The sequence below is a fragment of the Micromonospora sp. WMMD754 genome (assembly GCF_049315235.1).
Classification (GTDB): domain Bacteria; phylum Actinomycetota; class Actinomycetes; order Mycobacteriales; family Micromonosporaceae; genus Micromonospora; species Micromonospora sediminicola.
In genome coordinates this window covers 527,819-549,249 of record NZ_CP186058.1, presented here as the reverse complement: position 1 = coordinate 549,249, position 21,431 = coordinate 527,819, and the positions used below count along the sequence as shown (strand labels likewise).

The 21,431-nt window shown below is 72.5% G+C and carries 17 protein-coding genes and 1 pseudogene; 13 read left to right on the top strand and 5 right to left on the bottom strand.

Going from position 1 to position 21,431, the window contains the following annotated elements:
* Positions 1–74: 74 nt before the first annotated feature.
* Entirely contained in the window at positions 75–1,454 is a 1,380-nt protein-coding gene (locus ACN27B_RS02505) for a glycine--tRNA ligase (protein ID WP_098746919.1), read from the top strand.
* A 115-nt stretch (positions 1,455–1,569) separates the two neighbouring features.
* Positions 1,570–2,369, top strand: a protein-coding gene (locus ACN27B_RS02500) for an IS5 family transposase (RefSeq protein WP_422743332.1) whose coding sequence is annotated in 2 segments (ribosomal slippage) — positions 1,570–1,906 and positions 1,906–2,369 — 801 coding nt in all. Because the reading frame shifts where the segments join, the coding sequence is not laid out codon by codon here.
* A gap of 47 nt (positions 2,370–2,416) precedes the next feature.
* Here ACN27B_RS02500 and ACN27B_RS02495 read toward each other — a convergent pair.
* Positions 2,417–3,379, bottom strand: coding sequence for a type IV toxin-antitoxin system AbiEi family antitoxin domain-containing protein (locus tag ACN27B_RS02495; RefSeq protein ID WP_422743330.1), 963 nt, complete (start codon positions 3,377–3,379; stop codon positions 2,417–2,419).
* A 178-nt stretch (positions 3,380–3,557) separates the two neighbouring features.
* Here ACN27B_RS02495 and dusB point away from each other — a divergent pair, with 178 nt between their 5' ends.
* Positions 3,558–4,706, top strand: coding sequence for a tRNA dihydrouridine synthase DusB (gene dusB / locus ACN27B_RS02490; protein WP_099164044.1), 1,149 nt, complete (start codon positions 3,558–3,560; stop codon positions 4,704–4,706).
* A gap of 56 nt (positions 4,707–4,762) precedes the next feature.
* Here the strand turns inward: dusB and ACN27B_RS02485 are convergent, their stop codons facing one another.
* On the bottom strand, positions 4,763–5,410 hold the full coding sequence (locus tag ACN27B_RS02485; protein ID WP_091572157.1) for a C39 family peptidase: 648 nt from the start codon (positions 5,408–5,410) through the stop codon (positions 4,763–4,765).
* A gap of 866 nt (positions 5,411–6,276) precedes the next feature.
* Entirely contained in the window at positions 6,277–8,013 is a 1,737-nt protein-coding gene (locus ACN27B_RS02480) for a beta-N-acetylhexosaminidase (RefSeq protein WP_422743327.1), read from the bottom strand.
* Positions 8,014–8,323: 310 nt separating this feature from the next.
* Between ACN27B_RS02480 and ppdK the strand changes: the two genes are divergently transcribed.
* From ppdK to ACN27B_RS02430, 10 genes are all read left to right on the top strand, one after another.
* The gene (gene ppdK, locus ACN27B_RS02475; RefSeq protein ID WP_099164046.1) at positions 8,324–11,032 is read left to right on the top strand and encodes a pyruvate, phosphate dikinase; all 2,709 of its coding nucleotides are present in this window, start codon (positions 8,324–8,326) and stop codon (positions 11,030–11,032) included.
* Between the two features lie 112 nt (positions 11,033–11,144).
* Positions 11,145–11,507 carry a VOC family protein gene (locus tag ACN27B_RS02470; RefSeq protein WP_422743325.1) on the top strand — a complete coding sequence of 121 codons (363 nt, stop codon included), beginning with the start codon at positions 11,145–11,147 and terminating at the stop codon, positions 11,505–11,507.
* Positions 11,497–12,729 (top strand): deoxyguanosinetriphosphate triphosphohydrolase, encoded by a 1,233-nt coding sequence (locus tag ACN27B_RS02465; protein ID WP_422743323.1) that lies wholly within the window; start codon positions 11,497–11,499, stop codon positions 12,727–12,729. Before ACN27B_RS02470 ends, ACN27B_RS02465 begins: the two co-directional genes overlap by 11 nt.
* Before the next feature lie 48 nt (positions 12,730–12,777).
* Positions 12,778–13,608 (top strand): siderophore-interacting protein, encoded by an 831-nt coding sequence (locus ACN27B_RS02460; protein WP_281593580.1) that lies wholly within the window; start codon positions 12,778–12,780, stop codon positions 13,606–13,608.
* Positions 13,609–13,671: 63 nt separating this feature from the next.
* The gene (locus tag ACN27B_RS02455; RefSeq protein ID WP_422743321.1) at positions 13,672–15,306 is read left to right on the top strand and encodes a BCCT family transporter; all 1,635 of its coding nucleotides are present in this window, start codon (positions 13,672–13,674) and stop codon (positions 15,304–15,306) included.
* A 44-nt stretch (positions 15,307–15,350) separates the two neighbouring features.
* Entirely contained in the window at positions 15,351–16,325 is a 975-nt protein-coding gene (locus ACN27B_RS02450; RefSeq protein ID WP_422743319.1) for an ABC transporter ATP-binding protein, read from the top strand.
* Positions 16,322–17,173: an ABC transporter permease gene (locus tag ACN27B_RS02445; RefSeq protein ID WP_098746908.1), complete on the top strand. Its 852-nt coding sequence runs from the start codon at positions 16,322–16,324 to the stop codon at positions 17,171–17,173. Before ACN27B_RS02450 ends, ACN27B_RS02445 begins: the two co-directional genes overlap by 4 nt.
* Before the next feature lie 10 nt (positions 17,174–17,183).
* Entirely contained in the window at positions 17,184–17,429 is a 246-nt protein-coding gene (locus ACN27B_RS02440) for a helix-turn-helix transcriptional regulator (protein WP_422743316.1), read from the top strand.
* Positions 17,430–17,502: 73 nt separating this feature from the next.
* On the top strand, positions 17,503–19,407 hold the full coding sequence (gene dnaG, locus ACN27B_RS02435) for a DNA primase (RefSeq protein ID WP_422743314.1): 1,905 nt from the start codon (positions 17,503–17,505) through the stop codon (positions 19,405–19,407).
* Entirely contained in the window at positions 19,407–19,946 is a 540-nt protein-coding gene (locus ACN27B_RS02430) for a hypothetical protein (protein ID WP_422743312.1), read from the top strand. Before dnaG ends, ACN27B_RS02430 begins: the two co-directional genes overlap by 1 nt.
* Here the strand turns inward: ACN27B_RS02430 and ACN27B_RS02425 are convergent.
* Together ACN27B_RS02425 and ACN27B_RS02420 are read right to left on the bottom strand one after the other, a co-directional pair.
* On the bottom strand, positions 19,943–20,437 hold the full coding sequence (locus ACN27B_RS02425; RefSeq protein WP_099164054.1) for a hypothetical protein: 495 nt from the start codon (positions 20,435–20,437) through the stop codon (positions 19,943–19,945). The two genes, ACN27B_RS02430 and ACN27B_RS02425, sit on opposite strands and share 4 nt — an antisense overlap.
* A 96-nt stretch (positions 20,438–20,533) precedes the next feature.
* Positions 20,534–21,386 (bottom strand): annotated as a pseudogene (locus ACN27B_RS02420) (MerR family transcriptional regulator).
* Positions 21,387–21,431: the final 45 nt, after the last annotated feature.

The following is a 21,431-nucleotide window of genomic DNA, read 5'->3' as shown; positions in this document are numbered from 1 at the left end:
TCGTACCGTTGTCCCGAACAGCCCGGTTCCATCCATCTCAACCGCGCCGACCGCCAGCCGGCGTAGGAGGAAACATGCCAGCCGACCGTATCGACGCCGTCGTCAGCCTCGCCAAGCGCCGGGGCTTCGTCTTCCCCTCCAGCGAGATCTACGGGGGCACCCGGTCGGCCTGGGACTACGGTCCGCTCGGCGTCGAGCTGAAGGAGAACGTCCGCCGGCAGTGGTGGCGGACCATGGTCCAGCAGCGCGACGACGTCGTCGGCCTCGACTCGGCGGTCATCCTGGCCCGCAAGGTCTGGGAGGCCAGCGGCCACATCGCCGAGTTCGTCGACCCGCTCACCGAGTGCCAGTCCTGCCACAAGCGGTTCCGGGCCGACCACCTGGAAGAGGCGTACGAGGCCAAGCACGGCAAGCCGCTGACCTCGCTGACGGAGCTGAACTGCCCCAACTGCGGCAACAAGGGCACCTTCACCGAGCCGAAGATGTTCAACGGCCTGATGAAGACCTACCTGGGCCCGGTCGAGAGCGACGAGGGCCTGCACTACCTGCGCCCGGAGACCGCCCAGGGCATCTTCGTCAACTACAAGAACGTGGAGACGGTCGCCCGCAAGAAGCCGCCGTTCGGCATCGCGCAGACCGGCAAGTCGTTCCGCAACGAGATCACCCCGGGCAACTTCATCTTCCGGACCCGCGAGTTCGAGCAGATGGAGATGGAGTTCTTCGTCGAGCCGGGCACCGACGAGCAGTGGCACGAGTACTGGCTGCAGGAGCGCTGGAACTGGTACCTGGACCTGGGCCTGTCCGAGGAGAACCTGCGCTTCTACGAGCACCCCAAGGAGAAGCTCTCCCACTACTCGAAGCGCACCGTCGACATCGAGTACAAGTTCCGGTTCGGCGGCACCGAGTTCGCCGAGCTGGAGGGCATCGCCAACCGCACCGACTTCGACCTGTCCACGCACAGCAAGCACTCCGGCGTCGACCTGTCGTACTTCGACCAGGGCAAGGGCGAGCGCTGGATGCCGTACGTGATCGAGCCGGCCGCCGGTCTCACCCGCGCGGTGCTGGCGTTCCTGCTGGAGGCGTACGACGAGGACGAGGCGCCGAACACCAAGGGCGGCGTGGACAAGCGCACCGTGATGCGCTTCGACCCGCGGCTGGCCCCGGTCAAGGTCGCGGTGCTGCCGCTGTCCCGCAACGAGGCGCTCTCGCCCAAGGCCAAGCAGCTCGCCGCCGACCTGCGCAAGCGCTGGGTGGTCGAGTTCGACGACTCGCAGGCGATCGGCCGTCGCTACCGCCGGCAGGACGAGATCGGCACGCCGTTCTGCGTCACCGTCGACTTCGACACGCTCGACGACAACGCCGTCACGGTGCGGAACCGGGACACCATGGCCCAGGAGCGCGTCGCGCTGGACCAGGTCGAGCGCTACCTGATCGAGCGCCTCCCCGGCTGCTGAGCTGTGTAAGGAAGGGCCCCTTCTTAGAGGTCCTAACTAAATGATGTTGGGCGTAACCGACCGGATGTGAGGGTCGTTTCGTCTGAACGTGAGGAGGGGTGAGCAGCCGCCGTGGATGGTCTCGGATGAGTTGTGGGCCGAGATCGCACCGCTGCTGCCACCCCGCCCTCCGCGGCGGAGCCGCTATCCAGGGCGTAGACCGCTGGATGACCGCAAGGTGTTGTGCGGGATCTTGTTCGTGCTCTACACCGCGATTCCGTGGGAGTACCTGCCCCAGGAACTCGGGTTCGGGTCGGGGATGACCTGCTGGCGCAGGTTGCGGGACTGGAATGACGCCGGGGTGTGGCAGCGGCTGCATGAGGTGCTGCTGGCCAGACTGCGCGGCGCGGGGCACCTGGACATGTCCAGGGCGGTGATCGACGGCTCGCACATCCGGGCGCTCAAGGGCGGCCCAAAACTGGTCCGAGCCCGGTCGACCGCCGCAAGCCTGGCTCGAAACACCACGTCATCACCGACGCCGGCGGGATCCCCCTCGCGGTCACGCTGACCGGCGGCAACCGACACGACTCCACCCAGACCACCGCCCTGCTCGACGCCATACCGGCGATCCGCGGACGCCCAGGCCCACCACGGCGGCGCCCCGACCGGCTATACGCCGATCGGGGCTACGACTACGACAGCCACCGCCAACACATCCGCGCCCGCGGCGTCACCCCCGTCATCGCCCGACGCGGCACACCGCATGGCTCCGGCCTCGGCACCCAACGCTGGGTCGTCGAACGCACCATCGCCTGGCTGCACTGGTTCCGCCGCCTGCGCATCCGCTGGGAAATCCGCGACGACATCCACCAGGCATTCCTCAGCCTCGCCTGCTCCCTCATCTGCTGGCGCCAACTCCAACGCACCCAGAGTTAGGAGTTCTTAACGCCTGGCGTCGAGAAGGGGCCCCTTCTTAACACCCGTCATCCGGGGAAGATCGGCTCCGCCCGTACGCCCGTCTCGGTCCCCAGCCCGCGCCGTGCCTCGGACGCGTCCTCCACCATGCGCCGCACGCGGCCCGGCTCCCTGCGGATCTGCGCCGGGGTGAAGTGCAGGACGAGCACCCCGTGCCGGCTCAGCTCGTTGTGCCGGTCCAGCGTCCGCGTCCAGTCGTTCGGGCTGAGGTGGTACTCCCGCGAGTCGACCTCCAACGCCAGCGCGCACTCGGCGAGGTAGCCGTCCGGCGTCGGCAGCCGGGAGCCGTCGGCCGCCGACAGTCGCGGGTTCCACAGGATCTCGGTGAGCACGCCGCTGCTGCTCAGGCACTCCCGCAGCTCGGTCTCCGGCGCCGAGCGGACCCCGTCGGTGATCTCTGCGAACGCCTTCCGGATCAGGGCGGTACGGCTACGCCTGGCTCGCCGGATCTCCCGGTCCAGGCTGGCCAGGTCGGTGAAGCCGCGCTGGACGGCTTCGGCCACGGTCGCCCGTACCGGCCGCAGCTGGCGCAGGTCGCGGGCCGCGTCCACCACCGCGCGCGCCGGCGAGCACACCGGATACAGCACGGTCCGCCGGGCCTGCGGATCAAGCTCCAGGGCACGCGCGATCACCGCGTGACCGGCCGAGCGGCGCCGCACGTGGTGCGGCAGGATCAGGTGTACGTCAGTGGTGCGCGGGCTGTGCCGGAAGCCGTACCAGATCAGGGCCGCCAGACCGGTGAGCTGTGCGTCGGCGCCCGCGTAGAGCGCGGCCGAGATGCGTCGTTGCTCGTCGGTGAGGGTGCCGGTGACGAGCGCGTACGTGGCCGGCAGGACGCGCTGCCACAGGCCGCGCCGGGTCTGCCGGTACAGGTACATGTCGTCGAATCCGACGCCGAGAAGCTGCGTCCGCGTGACGATCTGCTGCTGGCGTTCCGCCAGGTCGCTGAGTTCGGGTGGCTGTTCGGGCATACCCGGCAGCGTGCGGGTCCGCCCGATCCGTGTCCTGCCCGTGCGCCTGACCTGTGGACAGCCGTCGTCGTTGTGGAGGACCGTCTGCTGGCGGGCCGACTGTGATATGGGCCCTGTTAAGAAGGGGCCCCTGCTCTACCGGAGACGTTAACAAGGGGCCCCTCCTTACACTTGTCCGGTGGATGCGCTGAAGATCGGGCCGCACGAGGTGTGGCCCCCGGTGGTGCTCGCGCCGATGGCCGGGATCACCAACGTCGGCTTCCGACGGCTCTGCCGGGAGCAGGGCGGCGGCATCTACGTCTGCGAGATGATCACCACCCGGGCACTGGTCGAGCGGAACCCGAAGACGCTGCGGATGATCGCGTTCGGCGCCGAGGAGCGGCCGCGCAGCCTCCAGCTCTACGGCACCGACCCGGAGATCACCGCCGCCGCGGTGCGGATCGTGGTGGAGCGCGACCTCGCCGACCACATCGACCTCAACTTCGGCTGCCCGGTCCCCAAGGTCACCCGCCGGGGCGGCGGGTCCGCCCTGCCGTGGCGGCGCCGGCTCTTCGCCCGGCTGGTCAACGCCGCGGTCGACGCCGCGTCGCCCGCCGGAGTGCCGGTCACGGTCAAGATGCGCAAGGGCATCGACGACGACCACCTGACGTACGTCGAGGCCGGGCTGGCCGCCCAGGACGCGGGTGTCGCGGCGGTCGCCCTGCACGGGCGTACGGCCGCGCAGCGCTACTCCGGCACCGCGGACTGGGACGCCATCGGCACGCTCAAGCAGGCGCTCGACGTGCCGGTGCTCGGCAACGGCGACATCTGGGAAGCCGACGACGCGCTGCGGATGGTCGCCCACACCGGCGTGGACGGCGTGGTGGTCGGGCGCGGCTGCCTGGGCCGGCCCTGGCTCTTCGCCGACCTGGAGGCCGCCTTCGACGGTCGCGCCGAGCGGCGGCTGCCCTCGCTGGGCGAGGTGGCGCTGACCATGCGGCGGCACGCCGAGCTGCTGGTGGACCAGTTCGTCGCCGGCGCCCGGAACCCGGCCCGGGGCGAGCGGGACGGCTGCACCGACTTCCGCAAGCACGTGGCCTGGTATCTGAAGGGCTTTCCGATCGGCAGCGAGCTGCGTCGGTCGCTCGCCATGATCGAGAGTCTGGCGCAGCTCGACGACCTGCTCGGCAAGCTCGACCCGGCGGTGCCGTTCCCGGTGGAGAACCTCGGGCAGCCGCGCGGCCGTACCAACTCCCCGGGCAAGGTGTTCCTGCCCGACGGTTGGCTGGCCAGCCGCGACGACGACACCCCGCCGGACGGCGCCGAGCTGGACGACTCCGGCGGCTGACCCCGGACACGCCGAAGGGCCCGACCCCCACGGGGTCGGGCCCTTCGTTCTTCCGGTCAGGAGCTGTAGCCGCGGCTGGCGATCCAGTGCGCCAGGGCGTCCACGTCCATGCGGTAGGAGGCCTGGTCCGGGTTCGCCGAGTCGGCGATCGTCACGACCTTCCCGCCGTCGCGGTAGCCCACCACGCTGATGTAGTGGCCACCCTCGAAGGAGTGGGTGGTGCCGTCGGTGTCGGTCGCGGTGCCGGCGATGTTCGCCACCACGGCCCGGCCGTCGTCCACCGCGCGCACGATGTCGGCGCGCAGCTTGTCGGTCTTCTCGCCGGCCTTGTCCACGGGGATCTCGGTGGACTTGTAGACGTCCTTGCCGGTCTCCTTGTTCAGCACCGGGGTGATGTCGTTGATGGAGTTGGTGCCGTTCTCGGTGGTGCCCATCTCCTTGGCCATCGCGTCCACGTCGATGTTCTTGCCCTGCACGCTGAGCGCGTTGCGGGCGGCGGCGGGGCCGCAGAAGTAGAAGTTGGGCTGGGCCTCGTAGCGCACGCCCAGCTCCCGCTCGCCGTGACCGTGGCGGTCGGTCTGCACCTGCGCGGCGCGCTCGGCCGGGGTGGCCTGGGCGGCGATCGCGGGGCCGGCGATGCCACCGGCGGTGGCGGCGATGCCGGCGACGGTCAGGGCGGTCTTGCGCAGCAGAGTGGTAGCCATGATCAGTTGCCTCTCTGTCGGGGGTACGCGGCGACGGGGGGTGCCGCGAAGAAAGATCAGGTGGCTCGCTCGGGCGGCGGGGTGGCCTGCTCCGGCGGCTCGGGGATGTAACGACCGGGGGCCCGGGGTCATTCCCGGGGGCGCTGCCCGGCGGCGGTGCCGACTCGGCAGGCGCTGTCGACCTGCTCGGCGGCTCCGGGAGATGTAACGACCGGCGTCCCGGCCCGATTCCCGGCCCGCGGGGCGGGCGGTCGGCGGGTGCGGCGCGGTCTGCCATGTACAACGCCGCGCCCCCACCCCCGATTCCACCCCACCGGTGACCCCGACCACCCGGAAACCGGACAACCACCCCACCACGGCAGGCCGCCCGCTCTCACCGCCCCCGGCCCCCGCACGGCCGCCCCCCGCCACCTCGTTGATCAAGGAGTTTGCGTCGTGCACCGGCCTCAGTCGGACGCAAACTCCTTGATCAACGAAGTGATGGAGGGGAGTGCGGCGCCTTGGCTGCGTGTTTCGGCGCTGGCGGGATCGGCTCGGAGATCTTGGTACGTCCGCGCCCCTCCGGGGACCGTGTCGTACCAAGATCTCTGACGGCGTGGGCGTTTTGGGCGATCTGTCCGGTATTGGGGGTCTGCGGTCGGGCGGGCATGGGCGGGCGGGGAAGCCCAGGGAAGGAGGACGCCGGGCGGCGCGGGGAGCTGCGGCCGTGCCGCGTGCCGGGCCGTGACGGCCCGCAGGTGCTCGCGTCGGTGGGGGTGCCCGATCCCGTTCCTGGCCGGGATGGGTGCGGCGATCATGAAGTTGGCGGCTGTTCGTGTCCGGTTTGTCGCGTCAACTTCATGATCGACGGGTTGGGGGTCGGTGGGTCAGGGGGTGGGCGCGGTGTGGGGGGTGGGTTGGGTGGGGATCTGGGGTGGGGTGGGGGGCCAGGGGATCTCGGGGGAGCGGTGGAAGGTGATGCCGGCGGTGGCCCAGCGCGGGCCGTGGGCGGCGAGCCGGCTGCGGAACCGGGACCAGTCGTGCGTCTCGCGCGGTGACCAGCCCAGTTCGGCGACGGCGGGCAGGCGCGGGAAGAGCAGGAACTCGATCTCGGCCGCCGTGGTGACCGACTCGGTCCAGAGCGGGGCCTCCACCCCCAGCACCGCCTCGGCCGGCACGCCGTGCACGTGGGTGCCCGGATCCCAGTCGTACGCGCGTCGCACGTCGATGAGGCCGGCCCAGTCGTGCCCGATCGGGGTGTCCGGGGCGTACTTCATGTCCAGGTAGGCGTGGTTGCCGGGGGAGAGAATGAGGCGGGCGCCCCGGCGTACCGCAGCCGCCGTCTCCGGGTCGTCGCCGTTCGTGCCCCACCACTGCAGGACGCGCCCGTCGACGTGCTCCGCCGGGGCGAGCTGGTGCCAGCCGACGACCGTCTTCCCGGTGGCCGCGACCAGTTCCTGCGCCCGTGCGACGAAGGCGCGGTAGCTCTCCGCGGGCACCTTGAACGCCTCGTCGCCGCCGAGGTGCAACCAGGGCCCGGGGGTCAGCGCGGCCACCTCGCCGACCACGTCGGCGACGAACGCGTACGTCCGCTCGTCGGCCGGGTCGACGTAGCTGAACCCGACCTCCGTGCCGGTGTACGGCGGCGGCGCGATCTTGCCGGGGGCCAGTTCGGGGTACGCGACCAGCGCCGCGTTGGTGTGGCCCGGCAGGTCGATCTCGGGCACCACGGTCACGTGGCGGCGGGCGGCGTAGGCGACGATCCGCCGGTAGTCGTCCCGGGTGTACCAGCCGCCCGGGCCGCCGCCGACCTCGGTGGCGCCGCCGACCTCGGCGAGCCGGGGCCACGAGTCGACGGCGATCCGCCAGCCCTGGTCGTCGGTGAGGTGCAGGTGCAGGTGGTTGAGCTTGTACCGGGCCAGGTGGTCGATCACCCGCAGCACGTCCTGGACGCCGAAGAAGTGCCGGGCGACGTCGAGCATCGCGCCCCGGTAGGGGAAGCGCGGCCGGTCGACGATCGTGCCGCCGGGCACCATCCAGCGCTCGGTGACCGGGGTGGCGCTCTCGACCGCCGCGGGCAGGAGCTGCCGCAGCGTCTGCGCGCCGTGGAACAGGCCGGCCGGACCGGCGGCGGTGATCCGGACGCCGGTGGTGGTGACGTCGAGGCGGTACCCCTCGGCCCCGAGTTCGGCGATCGTCGGGTCGTCGGCCCGAGCGGCGCCGACCAGGGCGGCGTCGGCCGGGGACAGGGTGAGCGTCAACCGGCCCTCGGCCGCCTCCGCCGTGTCGGTCACCGGCAGCGGGAAGCCGGTGGCCGGGCGCAGCCAGCCGGCGAGCTGGTCGGCCACGTCGCGGCCGGCGGGATCGACGCGCAGTGCCGCGTCCGGGGTCAGGGCGAAGTCGCCGGCCGGGTCGGGGAGCACCCGCTCGGGGGCGGGCACCACCGCGTCCAGGCGGACCGGCGCGGGCGGGGCGAGCACGCCGGCGGCCCGGTCGGCAGCGACGCGGGCCAGCTCCGCGGCGGTCGGCGACACGTCGGGGAGGTGGTCGGCCGGCGGGCGGGCGACGGGCGGGAGTTCGGTCGGCTGCGGCCCGTTCTCGGGGGCGGCGGGGATGGTCGGCACGGCGACGGCTCCGAGGGTGTATTTGCGCGGGATATGGCAAAGGTCAGGTTCGGCGATATCCAGTGCCGTCAAGAGTACGAGGGGAATCGGAATTGCGTGATCCTGCGCGTGGAAGCGTTCCCAACAACCGGTACGGACGCGGGCAGTGGTGACCGTTGTGCCGATTGTCACCGAACGGTCCCAGGCCTCGCGAAGTTCGCTTAACCTTCGCCCACCGATCGCTGACGAGCCGGGATTACCGGTGGTCGCTCCCGGGGTATGTCCGAACTGAACCTTCGTTAAGTGTCAATGGCGCGCGTGGGAGGCTCTGGTGGCAGCGCAAGAGACGGTCGAGCACAAGTACGTCTACGACTTCGCCGAGGGCAACAAGGACCTCAAGGACCTGCTCGGTGGCAAGGGTGCCAACCTCGCCGAGATGACCAACCTCGGCCTGCCGGTCCCGCCCGGCTTCACCATCACCACCGAGGCCTGCAAGGCGTACCTGACGACCGGCCGTGAGCCGGACGGCCTGGCCGGTCAGATCGAGGCCCACCTGGAGTCGCTGGAGCGCGAGATGGGCCGCCGCCTGGGCGACCCGGACGACCCGCTGCTGGTCTCCGTACGCTCCGGCGCCAAGTTCTCCATGCCCGGCATGATGGAGACCGTCCTCAACGTCGGCCTCAACGACCGCAGCGTGGTCGGCCTGAGCAACCAGGCGGGTGGGAACGACAGGTTCGCCTGGGACTCCTACCGCCGTCTGATCCAGATGTTCGGCAAGACCGTCTGCGAGGTGCCGGGCGAGGAGTTCGAGCACGCGCTCGACGAGGCCAAGCGCGCCAAGGGCACGCAGAACGACCTCGACCTGGACGCCGACGACCTGCGCGGGCTGGTCGACGCGTACAAGCAGATCTTCGCCAAGCACACCGGTCGCGAGTTCCCGCAGGAGCCGCGGGAGCAGCTCGACCTGGCCATCCGCGCGGTCTTCGACTCGTGGAACGCGGAGCGGGCGATCCTCTACCGCCGCCAGGAGCGGATCCCGGCCGACCTGGGCACCGCGGTCAACGTGGTGAGCATGGTCTTCGGCAACCTCGGGCCCGACTCCGGCACCGGCGTCGCGTTCACCCGCGACCCGGGCAGCGGCGCGCAGGGCATCTACGGCGACTACCTGGCCAACGCCCAGGGCGAGGACGTGGTGGCCGGCATCCGCAACACCGTGCCGTTGCAGGATCTGGAGCGGCTCGACAAGACCTCCTACGACCAGCTGCTCGGCATCATGGCCCGGCTGGAGGAGCACTACAAGGACCTCTGCGACATCGAGTTCACCATCGAGCGCGGCAAGCTCTGGATGCTGCAGACCCGGGTCGGCAAGCGCACCGCCGCCGCCGCGTTCGTCATCGCCGGCCAGCTCGTCGACGAGGGCCTGATCGACCTGGACGAGGCGCTGCACCGGGTCAACGGCGCGCAGCTCGCCCAGCTGATGTTCCCGCGCTTCCAGCTCGACCACGAGTTCCAGCCGGTGGCCAAGGGCATCGGCGCGTCCCCGGGCGCCGCCTCCGGCAGGGTGGTGTTCACCTCGGCCCGCGCCGTCGAGCTGGCCGCCGAGGGGGAGTCGGTGATCCTGGTCCGCCGGGAGACCAACCCGGACGACCTCAACGGCATGATCGCGGCCAAGGGCATCCTCACCTCGCGCGGCGGCAAGACCAGCCACGCCGCCGTGGTGGCCCGGGGCATGGGCAAGACCTGCGTCTCCGGCGCGGACGAGCTGGAGGTGAACGTCCCGGCGAAGACGTTCACCGTCGGCGGGCACACCGTCGGCGAGGGCGACGTCGTCTCCATCGACGGCACCACCGGCAAGGTCTACCTCGGCGAGGTGCCGGTCATGCCGTCGGAGGTGGTCCAGTACTTCGAGGGCGAACTCGACCCGGAGACCACCGACGATCCGCTGGTCCGGGCCGTACACCGGATCATGACGCACGCGGACGCGGCGCGGCGGCTGCGGGTCCGCACGAACGCCGACACCGGCGCGGACGCGGCCCGGGCCCGGCGCTTCGGCGCCGAGGGCATCGGCCTGTGCCGCACCGAGCACATGTTCCTCGGCGACCGCCGGGAGCTGGTCGAGCGCCTCATCCTCGCCTCCGGCGAACGGGAGCGCGACGACGCGCTCGCCGCGCTGCTGCCGTTGCAGCGGGCCGACTTCGTCGAGATCTTCCGGGAGATGGACGGCCTGCCCGTCACCGTGCGGCTGATCGACCCGCCGCTGCACGAGTTCCTGCCGCCGCTGGAGCAGCTCGCGGTCAACGTCGCGGTCGCACAGGAACGCGGCGAGGACGTGGCCAAGGAGGAGGCGCTGCTCTCCGCCGTCCGGCGGATGCACGAGGAGAACCCGATGCTGGGCCTGCGCGGCGTGCGGCTCGGCCTGGTCATCCCGGGCCTGTTCGCCATGCAGGTGCGCGCGATCGCCGAGGCCGCCGTCGCGGTCGTCCGGGACGGCGGCAGGGCCTGCCCGGAGATCATGGTGCCGCTGGTCGGCGCGGTTCAGGAGCTGGAGACGGTACGCGCCGAGGCCGAGAAGATCATCGCCGAGGTGGTCGGGGACAGCGGTGTCGAGGTGCTGATCGGCACGATGATCGAGGTGCCCCGGGCCGCGCTGACCGCCGGCCAGATCGCCGAGGCCGCCGAGTTCTTCTCCTTCGGCACCAACGACCTGACCCAGATGGGTTGGGGCTTCTCCCGCGACGACGTGGAGGGCGCGTTCTTCTGGCGCTACCTCGAGCTGGGCATCTTCGGCATCTCGCCGTTCGAGTCGATCGACACCGACGGTGTCGGCCGGCTGGTCCGGATCGCCGCCGAGGAGGGCCGGGCGGCGCGGCCCGGGCTGAAGCTGGGCGTCTGCGGCGAGCACGGCGGCGACCCGGAGTCGGTGCACTTCTTCCACTCCGTCGGGCTGGACTACGTCTCCTGCTCGCCGTTCCGGGTGCCGGTGGCCCGGCTGGAGGCCGGTCGCGCGGCCATCAGCACCACCGGTTCCGACTCGCGCTGAACGCCGCCGGGCGGGCCGTCGCCGACCTGCGGCGGCCCCGCCTGGCGCGCCATCGCGGCCACCCCGGCGTAACCTGAGCTTCCGCCACGTGTCGATCAGGAGGGGTGTCCGCATGAGCGCCGTCTGGGAGAACCTGACCATCGACGCCCGGGACCCGTCCCGGCTCGCCCGCTGGTGGGCGGAGGCGCTCGGCTACCAGGTGACCGTCGACAAGCCGGACGAGGTGGAGATCCGCCGGACCCCCGACTCGCTGCCCGGGATCGTCTTCGTCCCGGTGGCCGGGCCGAGGGCGGGCAAGAACCGGCTGCACATCGACCTGCGCCCGGCCGACCAGGAGGCCGAGGTGGAACGGCTGGTCGACATGGGCGCGCGGCACGTCGACATCGGGCAGGGCGAGGTGGAGTGGACGGTGCTGGCCGACCCGGAGGGCAACGAGTTCTGCGTCTTGCGCCCGCGAAGCGACGTTGCACGCTGACGACGCGGAGCGGCTGGTCGTCGAGGCGCCGAAGGACACCGGCTACGGGCGCTCGCCGTTCGAGCGGGACCGGGCCCGGGTGCTGCACTCGGCGGCGTTCCGTCGGCTCGCCGCGAAGACCCAGGTGCACGCCGCCGGCACCGACGACTTCCTGCGGACCCGGCTGACCCACTCGCTGGAGGTCGCGCAGATCGCCCGGGAGATGGGCGCCCGGCTCGGCTGCGACCCCGACGTGGTGGACACCGCCGGGTTGGCGCACGACCTGGGGCACCCGCCGTTCGGGCACAACGGCGAGTACGCGCTGGACGAGCTGGCCGCCGCCTGCGGCGGCTTCGAGGGCAACGCGCAGACGCTGCGGGTGCTGACCCGGCTGGAGGCCAAGGTGCTCGCCCCGGACGGGCGCTCGGTCGGGCTGAACCTGACCCGGGCCGCGCTGGACGCGGTCGGCAAGTACCCGTGGCCGCGCCGGCCCGGCGAGCGCAAGTTCGGCGTGTACGCCGACGACCGGCCGGTCTTCGACTGGGTGCGCGCGGGCTCCCCGCCCGGCGACCGCCGCTGCCTGGAGGCCCAGGTGATGGACTGGGCCGACGACGTGGCGTACTCGGTACACGACGTCGAGGACGGCATCCACGGCGGGTACGTCGACCTGCGCCCGCTGCTGGCCGACCCGGACGAGCGGCGGGCGCTCTGCGCCGACGTGGCGGCCACCTACTCCGGGGAGGCGCCGGAGGACCTGGGCGAGGTGCTGGGCGGCCTGCTCGCCGATCCGGTGCTCGCCCCGCTCGCCGCGTACGACGGCAGTCACCGCGCCCTCGCCGCGCTGAAAGCCACCACCAGCGTGCTCACCGGCCGCTTCGTGTCGACCGTGGTGGCGGCCACCGAGGAACGCCACGGTCCCGGCCCGCACCGCCGCTACGCGGCCGACCTGGTGGTGCCGCGCCGCATCCGGGCGCAGTGTGCGCTGCTCAAGGGCATCGCCCTGCGCTACGTGATGCGTCGTCCCGGCGCCCTTGGTCGCTACACCCGGCAGCGGGAGCTGCTCGCCGAGCTGGTCGCCGTGCTGCGCGACCGGGCTCCGGACGCGCTCGACCCGGTCTTCGCCCCGCTCTGGCGTGAGGCCCCGGACGACGCGGCGCGGCTGCGGGTGGTGGTCGACCAGGTCGCCTCGCTCACCGATCCGGCCGCGCTGGCCTGGCACGCCCGGCTGGTGTCGGCGGGCTGACCGCACCGCCCCCGGGCGCGGACGAGAAGTTAGGGTAGCCTAAGCGGCATGACGGAACGCCCGAAGACGCTCACCGCCGCCACGGTCGTCCGGACCTCGCGGCCCACCCCGCACCTGATCCGCCTCGTGCTGGGCGGGGGCGAGCTGACCGGCCTGCCGGTGGGGGCGTACACCGACCACTACGTGAAGTTCGTCTTCCCGCCGGCCGGGGTGACCTACCCGCACCCGGTCGACATGGCCACCATCCGGCGTGAGTTCCCGGTCGAGCAGTGGCCGCGACTGCGCGCGTACACGGTGCGGGCCTGGGACGCGGCTGCCGGCGAGCTGACCGTGGACGTGGTCCACCACGGCGACGAGGGGCTGGCCGGCCCGTGGGCGGCCGCGCTGCGCCCCGGTGACCGGGTGCTCTTCGCCGGGCCCGGCGGCGCGTACGCCCCGGACCCGGCGGCCGACTGGCACCTGCTGGCCGGGGACGAGAGCGCACTCCCGGCGATCGCCGCCGCCCTGGAGCGGCTGCCGGCCGGCGCGCCGGCCAAGGTGTACGTCGAGGTGGACGGCCCGGCCGACGAGCTGCCCCTGGTCAGCGCCGGTGCGGTCGAGCTGCGGTGGCTGCACCGCGCCGGCCGTCCGTTCGGCGCGCCCCTGGTCGAGGCGCTGCGAGCGTTGGAGTTCCCGCCCGGCCGGGTGCACGCGTTCGTGCACGGGGAGGCCGGCGCGGTCAAGGAGTTGCGCCGGCTGCTGCGGGTCGAGCGGGGCGTGCCCCGGGGGGACCTGTCCATCTCCGGCTACTGGCGGCGCGGCATGGACGACGAGGGCTGGCGTTCCACCAAGCCAGCCTGGAACGCCGAGGTCGAGGCCGAGGAGGCCGCCGCCGTCTGAACCCGGCGGCGGACCTGGGGGTTTTCGGCCCGGGCGGGGTGCCGGTCCGCCGAGGATGGGGCCATGGCGGAACAGGTGGGGGAGCGGCCCGCGACGCGACCGGCCGACCGGGTGGTGCTCGGGTTCGGGGTGGCCGGTGTGCTGGCCGTGGTGCTCTGGGGCGTGTTCGCCCGTGGCTCGTTGGCCCGCTTCGGCGAGGCCGGGCTGAACTGGACGATCGACACCTTCGGCTGGTTCTTCGTGGTCGCCGCCGACGCGTTCCTGGTGCTGGCCGTGGTCGTCGCCGCCTCCCGGTTCGGCCGGATCCGCCTCGGGGCCGACGACGAGGAGCCGGAGTTCACCGGGCTGGCCTGGATCGCCATGATGTTCAGCGCCGGCATGGGCATCGGCCTGGTCTTCTTCGCCGTCGCCGAGCCGATCCAGCACTACGCGGCGCCGCCGCCCTCCTCCGGCGTCGAACCGCAGACCGGCGCCGCCGCGGCCACGGCCATGCAGTACACGCTGTTCCACTGGACGCTGCACCCGTGGGGCATCTACGCGATCGCGGCGCTCGCGCTGGCGTACTCGACGTTCCGCAAGGGGCGGGGCAACCGGATCTCGTCGGCGTTCGCGCCGCTGCTGGGGGCCCGCACGGACGGCGTGCTCGGCCGGGCGATCGACCTGCTGGCGGTCTTCGCCACGGTGTTCGGCTCGGCGACCAGCCTCGGGCTGGGCGCGCTCCAGGTGGCGGCCGGTCTGGACCTGGTGGTCGGCGTGGCGGACAGCCGGGCCGTCGAGTTGGTGATCATCGGCGCCCTGACGCTGGCGTTCGTGATCTCCGCGTTCTCCGGACTGCACCGTGGGGTGAAGTGGCTGTCCACGACCAATGTGCTGATCGCGGTCCTGCTGATGCTGTTCGTCTTCGTGGTCGGCCCGACCGTCTACACCCTGGAGGTGCTGCCGGCCGCGGTCGGCGACTACCTGAGCGGCCTGGTGCGGATGTCGACCCGCACCGGCGCCTTCTCCGACCCGGCCTGGCTGGGCTCGTGGACGATCTTCTACTGGGCGTGGTGGATCTCCTGGGCGCCGTTCGTCGGCACCTTCATCGCCCGCATCTCGCGCGGGCGTACGGTCCGGCAGTTTCTGATCGGGGTGCTGCTGGTGCCCAGCGGCGCGAGCGCGGTGTGGTTCGCGGTGCTGGGCGGGACCGCGCTGCGGACCCAGGCCACCGGCACCCGGGACCTGGTGGCCGACGTGGGCGCCGGCTCCGAGCAGGCGCTGTTCGGGCTGCTCGACGCGTTGCCGCTGGCGACGCTGACCAGCGTGCTCGCCATGCTGCTGATCGCGCTCTACTTCGTCACCAGCGCCGACTCCGCCTCCCTGGTGCTCGGGTCGTTGAGTTCGCGCGGCGCGCTGCGGCCGCACCGTGCCGTGGTGGTGCTCTGGGGCGTCCTCATCGGCGCGGTCGCCGCCGCGTTGCTGCTGGCCGGTGGTCTGGCCGCGTTGCAGCAGGCCACCATCCTGGTCGCGTTGCCGTTCGTGGTGGTGATGCTCGGCCTGGCCGTGTCCATGGTCCGGGAGATGGCCGCTGATCCGGCGCTGCGCGGCGGGGCCCGACCCCGGCGCTCCGGACTGGCCGCCGCGGTCCGGGCCGCCCGGTCGTACGAGGAGGAGGACCCGCCGCCGGTCACCCGGTGGTTGCACCGCCCGCGCCGTTGAGCGGGTGTACCTCAAGCTGTAGTAGAGGTGCTACATTCCGGGGCATGACTGCGGTCGAACTCCCGGGGGCTGTCGCGGCTCCCCGACCTCCCGACGAGGACCTCGTCCTCGACGTCCGCGACCTGCGCATGCGCTACGGCGCCGTCGACGTGCTGCACGGCGTGGATCTCACCGCCCGGCGGGGCGAGGTGGTCGCCCTGCTCGGGCCGAACGGCGCCGGCAAGACCACCACCATCGAGATCCTCGAAGGCTTCCGGCTGCCGTCGGCCGGCACGGTCCGGGTGCTCGGTGTCGACCCGGCTCGCGGTGACGAACGGTGGCGCGCCCGGCTCGGCGTGGTGCTCCAGTCCTGGCGAGACCACGGCAAGTGGCGGGTGCGGGACCTGCTGGCCCACCTCGGCGACTTCTACGCGCCGTACGCCACCGACCGGATCCCGCGCCCGTGGCCGGTCGACGACCTGCTGGCGACCGTGGGGCTGACCGCGCACGCCGGCAGCCGGGTGGCCCGGCTCTCCGGGGGGCAACGCCGGCGGCTCGACGTGGCGGTCGGCATCGTGGGCCGGCCGGAGCTGCTGTTCCTGGACGAGCCGACGGTCGGCTTCGATCCGGCGGCCCGGCGCGAGTTCCACGAGCTGGTGCACCGCCTCGCCGACCTGGACGAGACCACCATCGTGCTGACCACCCACGACCTGGCCGAGGCGGAGAAGCTGGCCGACCGGATCCTCATCCTGGCCGGTGGCCGGATCATCGCCGACGGCTCGCCGGACCAGCTGGCCCGGCGCGTCGCCGGGGACGCCGAGGTCCGCTGGACCCGCGACGGCGAGCGCTACGTGCACGCCACCGCCGACGCCACCGCCTTCCTGCGCGACCTGCTCCGCGAGCACGGCGACCGGGTGCGGGAGCTGGAGGTGCGCCGGGCGAGCCTGGAGGACGCGTACCTGACGCTGGTGCACGAGGAGGAGACCGGGATCCGCACCGGCCGGGCCGAGCGGGTGTGGCAGCAGGAGGAGGACCGATGAACCCGACCACCGCCGCGCTGCGCGCCGGGCTGCGGCGCGGCCTGATCGAGCTGCGCACCACGTTCACCAACGGCCAGGACCTGTGGAACTACTTCTTCCCCACCGCGGTCCTGCTGGTCGCCATGTTCTTCATGCGCGGCTCGACCGTGCCCGGCACCGACTTCTCGCTCGGCGCCCGGACGCTGCCCAGCGCCCTGGGCATGGGCCTGCTCTTCGGCGGCCTGCTCGGGCTGGCCCAGCAGCTCATCGTCGACCGGGAGGACGGCACGCTGCTGCGCGCCAAGGCGATCCCCAACGGAATGCTCGGCTACCTGGTCGGCAAGCTCGTGCTGATCTCGGCGATCTCACTGATCGGCCTCGTCATCCAGCTCGTACCCGGACTGTTCTTCCTGGACGGGCTGCGGCTCGGCGACCCGGGCGCGTGGCTGACCCTGGCCTGGGTGGTGCCGTTCGGTCTGGTGGCCACGCTGCCGCTCGGCGCGGTGATCGGCTCGCTGATCGAGAACCCGCGCAACATGGGCCTGGTGGTCCTGCCGATCTTCGGTCTCATCGCCCTGTCGGGCATCTTCTACCCGATCAACGGCCTGCCCGGTTGGCTCCAGGGCGTCGCCCAGGTCTTCCCGCTCTACTGGCTAGGCTTGGGCATGCGCTCGGCGCTGCTCCCGGCCGACCTGGCGGCGGTCGAGCTGGGCGGCTCCTGGCGCCACCTGGAGACGCTCGGCGTGCTCGGCGCCTGGGCGCTGCTCGGGCTCGTGCTGGCCCCGGTGGTGCTGCGCCGGATGGCCCGCCGGGAGTCCGGCTCGCGGGTCGCGGCCCGGCGGGAGCGGGCCATGCAGCGGGTCGGATGAGAGGGCGTCGATGAGCGAGACCGTGCACAACCGGATCGCGGTGCTGCGCGCCGAACGGGGCATCTCCCGGCGGCAACTGGCCGACGCGCTCGGTGTGCACTACCAGACCGTCGGTTACCTGGAGCGCGGCGAGTTCCGGCCCAGCCTGCACCTGGCGTTGCGCATCGCCGCCCACTTCGAGGTGCCGGTCGAGGTGGTCTTCTCCATCGAGCCGTTCCCGCGCATCGGGGACCCCGCCGCGGTCCGCTCGGCCTGAGCCGGCGGGGGCGGGCGGCGTCCGCCACACGCCCGTCCCCCCGGCCACCGGATCGTCGGTCCGGCAGGGCAGGATGTACGCCGAGGAGGTGGCGGCCATGGCGGGGCGGATCCGGGACGAGGACATCGCGCTGGTCCGCGAGCGCGCCGCCATCGCGGACGTCATCTCCGAGGTGGTGACGCTCAAGTCGGCCGGCGGTGGCAACCTCAAGGGGCTCTGCCCGTTCCACGACGAGAAGAGCCCCTCGTTCAACGTCTCGCCCGCCCGCAACGTGTTCTACTGCTTCGGCTGCGGGGTCGGCGGCGACGCGATCAAGTTCCTGATGGATGCCGAGCACCTGAGCTTCGTCGAGTCCGTCGAGCGGCTCGCCGCCCGGGCCGGCATCCAGCTGCGCTATGTCGAGGACGACCGGTCCGCCCCGCGCCCCCGCCCGCAGCAGGGGCAGCGGCAGCGGCTGGTGGCCGCGCACGCCGCCGCCGTCGAGTTCTACCGCGCCCAGCTCACCACCGCCGGCGCCCGTCCGGCCCGGGAGTTCCTCGCCGGGCGCGGCTTCGACCGGGCCGCCGCCGAGCGCTACGGCTGCGGTTTCGCCCCCGACGGGTGGGACCTGCTCACCAAGCACCTGCGTCAGCAGGGCTTCAGCCACGACGAGCTGGTCACCGCCGGTCTGTCCCGCCCGGCCCGCTCCGGCTCGCTGATCGACCGGTTCCGCCGCCGGCTGATGTGGCCGATCCGGGACATCACCGGCGACGTGATCGGCTTCGGCGCCCGCAAGCTCTTCGACGACGACGACGGCCCGAAATACCTCAACACCCCCGAGACGCCGATCTACAAGAAGTCGCACGTCCTCTACGGCATCGACCAGGCCAAGCGGGAGATCGCCAAGCAGGGCAAGGTGGTGGTGGTCGAGGGCTACACCGACGTGATGGCCTGCCACCTCGCCGACGTGCCGACCGCGGTGGCGACCTGCGGCACGGCGTTCGGCGGCGACCACATCTCGGTGCTGCGTCGGGTGCTCTTCGACAGCGACGAGCGGGCCGGGGAGATCATCTTCACGTTCGACGGCGACGCCGCCGGGCAGAAGGCCGCGCTGCGCGCCTTCGAGGACGACCAGCGCTTCGTCGGGCGCACGTTCATCGCGGTCAGCCCCGACAACATGGACCCGTGCGAGCTGCGCCTGGCCAAGGGCGACCTGGCCGTCCGGGACCTGGTCGCGCGTCGCGAGCCGCTCGTCGACTTCGCGCTCCGGCACGTGATCAACCGGTTCGACCTGGACACCGTCGACGGCCGGGTGGAGGCGATGCGCCGGGCCGCGCCGCTGGTCGCGAAGATCAAGGACCGGGAGAAGCGCCCGGAATACGTCCGCAAGCTCGCCGGGGACCTCGGCATGGAGATCGAGCCGGTGCAGCGTGCCGTGCTGGCCGCCGCGCACGGGCAGCCCGCCGCCGGCGGGTCCGCCTCCGCGTCCGCGCCGACCCGGCGGGGCCCGGCCGCCCCGAGCGTGGACAGCCCACGCTCCATGGTGGAGCGGGAGGCGCTGAAGCTGGCGTTGCAGGAGCCGGTGCTGGCCGGTCCGATGTTCGACGCCGTCGAGGCCGCCGACTACCAGCATCCGGTGCACGTGGCGGTGCGCGCCGCCGTGGCCGCCGCCGGCGGGGCGTCCGGTGCCACCGGCGGCGCGGTCTGGATCGAGCAGGTCCGCGACGCCTGCGACGACCTGGCCGCCCAGGCGCTCGTCGGCGAGCTGGCGGTCGAGCCGCTGCGCATCGACGGCGAGCCCGACCCGAGGTACGTGTCGGTCACCATGGCCCGGCTCCAGTGGAGTTCGGTGACCGGCCGGATCCGGGACCTGAAGTCGAAGATCCAGCGGATCAACCCGGTCAGCAACAAGGACGAATACTTCGCCCTGTTCGGGGAGCTGCTCTCGCTCGAACAGCACGCGCGGGCGCTGCGCGAGCAGGCCGCCGGAGGACTGTGATGGGTCTGTTCAACCGCCGCCCGAAGCTCCCGCCGGCCGACCGGCCGCCGCTGACCGCCGACGAGCGGGTGCTGGCCTGGGCCGCCGCCGGCAACGGCGAGGGCGACGGCGTGCTCGTCGCCAGCAACCGCGGGCTCTGGCTGCCCGGCCGCGCGGAGCGACTCGGCTGGCACGACATCCTCAAGGTGGTCTGGTCCGGCCGGGAGCTCACCGTCACCCCGGCCGAGACGGTCGGCGAACGCGACGGCGGCTACCTGGTCGTCGCCGACCGTCCGGCCGAGACCTACCTGCTGGTCGACCCGGGTGACCTGCCGCACCAGGTGCGGACCCGGGTCACCGGCTCGGTGGCGTACACCGCGCACCATCCGGTGCCCGGCGGCGCCGGCCGGATCGCCGCCCGCCGGGTGCCCGGCGTCGACGGGCTGAGCTGGACGGTCCGGTACGACCCGGGCACGCCGGCCGACGACGAGGCGGTGGTCGCCGAGACCGACCGCCTGGTCGCCGCGGCCCGGGCCACCACCACGCCCGCCGACGTCTAACCACCCGGGCCGTCAAGCGCCGGTTGCCGGTCCTCCGGCATCGCCGCCCCGCGCCGTGCCGTCACCTCGCGGGCGGCCATGACCGCGACGGCGATCGAGACGAGGTACCCGGCGAACAGGACGGCCAGGAGCCCGCGGGCCGGCGGGCCCCAGTGCCACATCAGGGCACCGGAGACGGTGGCGGTCGCCAGGTTCAGGACGACATAGAAGCGGGCCAGCCCTCGCCCCCACCGGTAGGCCCACGCACGGTCGCCGCGCAACCCTCCACAGACGATCCCGGTCACGATGGCGAGCAGGAACGACGCGATGATGTCGCCGAGCCAGACCGCCGTGCCGACGGGGTGTTCGAGGGTATCGAAGAGCAGCAGGTCGACCGGCCCGAGGAGGGGCGCGAGATTCAGGGTGGTGAGCAGCCACAGGGTGCCGCGGAACAGCACCGAGCCGACCAGGCCGATCGTCAGCCAGGTGCCGGCGCGTCCGTTGTGGGGCATGCCCGGATTATGCGCCGTCCGTCGTCCCGACGGGGGCGCCGCCGGGGCGACCGCGTCGACCGGTGACGGTGACGCCCCGGCGTCCCCAGGACCCGGTCAGACCGCGGTGGAGAGACGGACCGGCACCTGCATCTCGGTCACCCACCGCTCCGGGTCGTCCATCGGGCAGTCCAGGTAGACCTCGCGGGCGAAGCCCGGTTCGATCGCCCGGTGGCCGTTGTCGTCGATCCAGGTGGCGATCTTCTGGCCGGTCCGGAACGCCTCCGACATCGGGCCGTGGTGCAGTGCGGTCGCCGCGTCGGCGACGGGCGGGAGCGTGACCACCTCGAAGCCGTCGGCCGGGTCCACCTCGGCGTCCCCGATCGGGAACGCCGCGTGCACCCGGATCGTCTCGTCGCCCGGCTCGGACGGCGCCGGCTCGTACCAGGCGATCGGCGCGCCCGTGACCGGCACCCGGTGCCGCCCCAGCAGCTCCATCAGTCGCGGATAGAGCGGAGAGAGGTTCTCCGTGATCGACGTCGGGTGGTCGTAGCCGGCGGCGGTGGCGGACAGCTGCGCCACCCGGATCGCCGGGATGTTCTTCAGGACGACGTCTCCGGTGTCCATGTGTCCCTCGCTCTCGATCATCCGGAGGCGCGCGTCGACCTGGGCCAGGCGGGCGGTCCTGCCGCATGCGCGAGGCCAGTTCGGCCCGGCGCAGGCGCAGCATGCCGCGCAGCTCGGCGGCGTCCACCTTCTCGTCGATCAGCGCCTGCACCTGCTGGAGGCTGAAGCCCAGGTCCTTGAGGGCGGTCACCCGGTTGAGCAGGCGCAGCTGCGCGGCGGTGTAGAAGCGGTAGCCGCTGTGCGGATCGACGTGGGCGGGACGCAACAGGCCGATGGCGTCGTAGTGGCGCAGCATGCGCACCGACACCCGGCCCAGGCCGGCGAACTCTCCGATACTGAACATGGTCCTCCCAGCTTCGGCCCTGACACCGTGTGAGGGTCAAGCTCG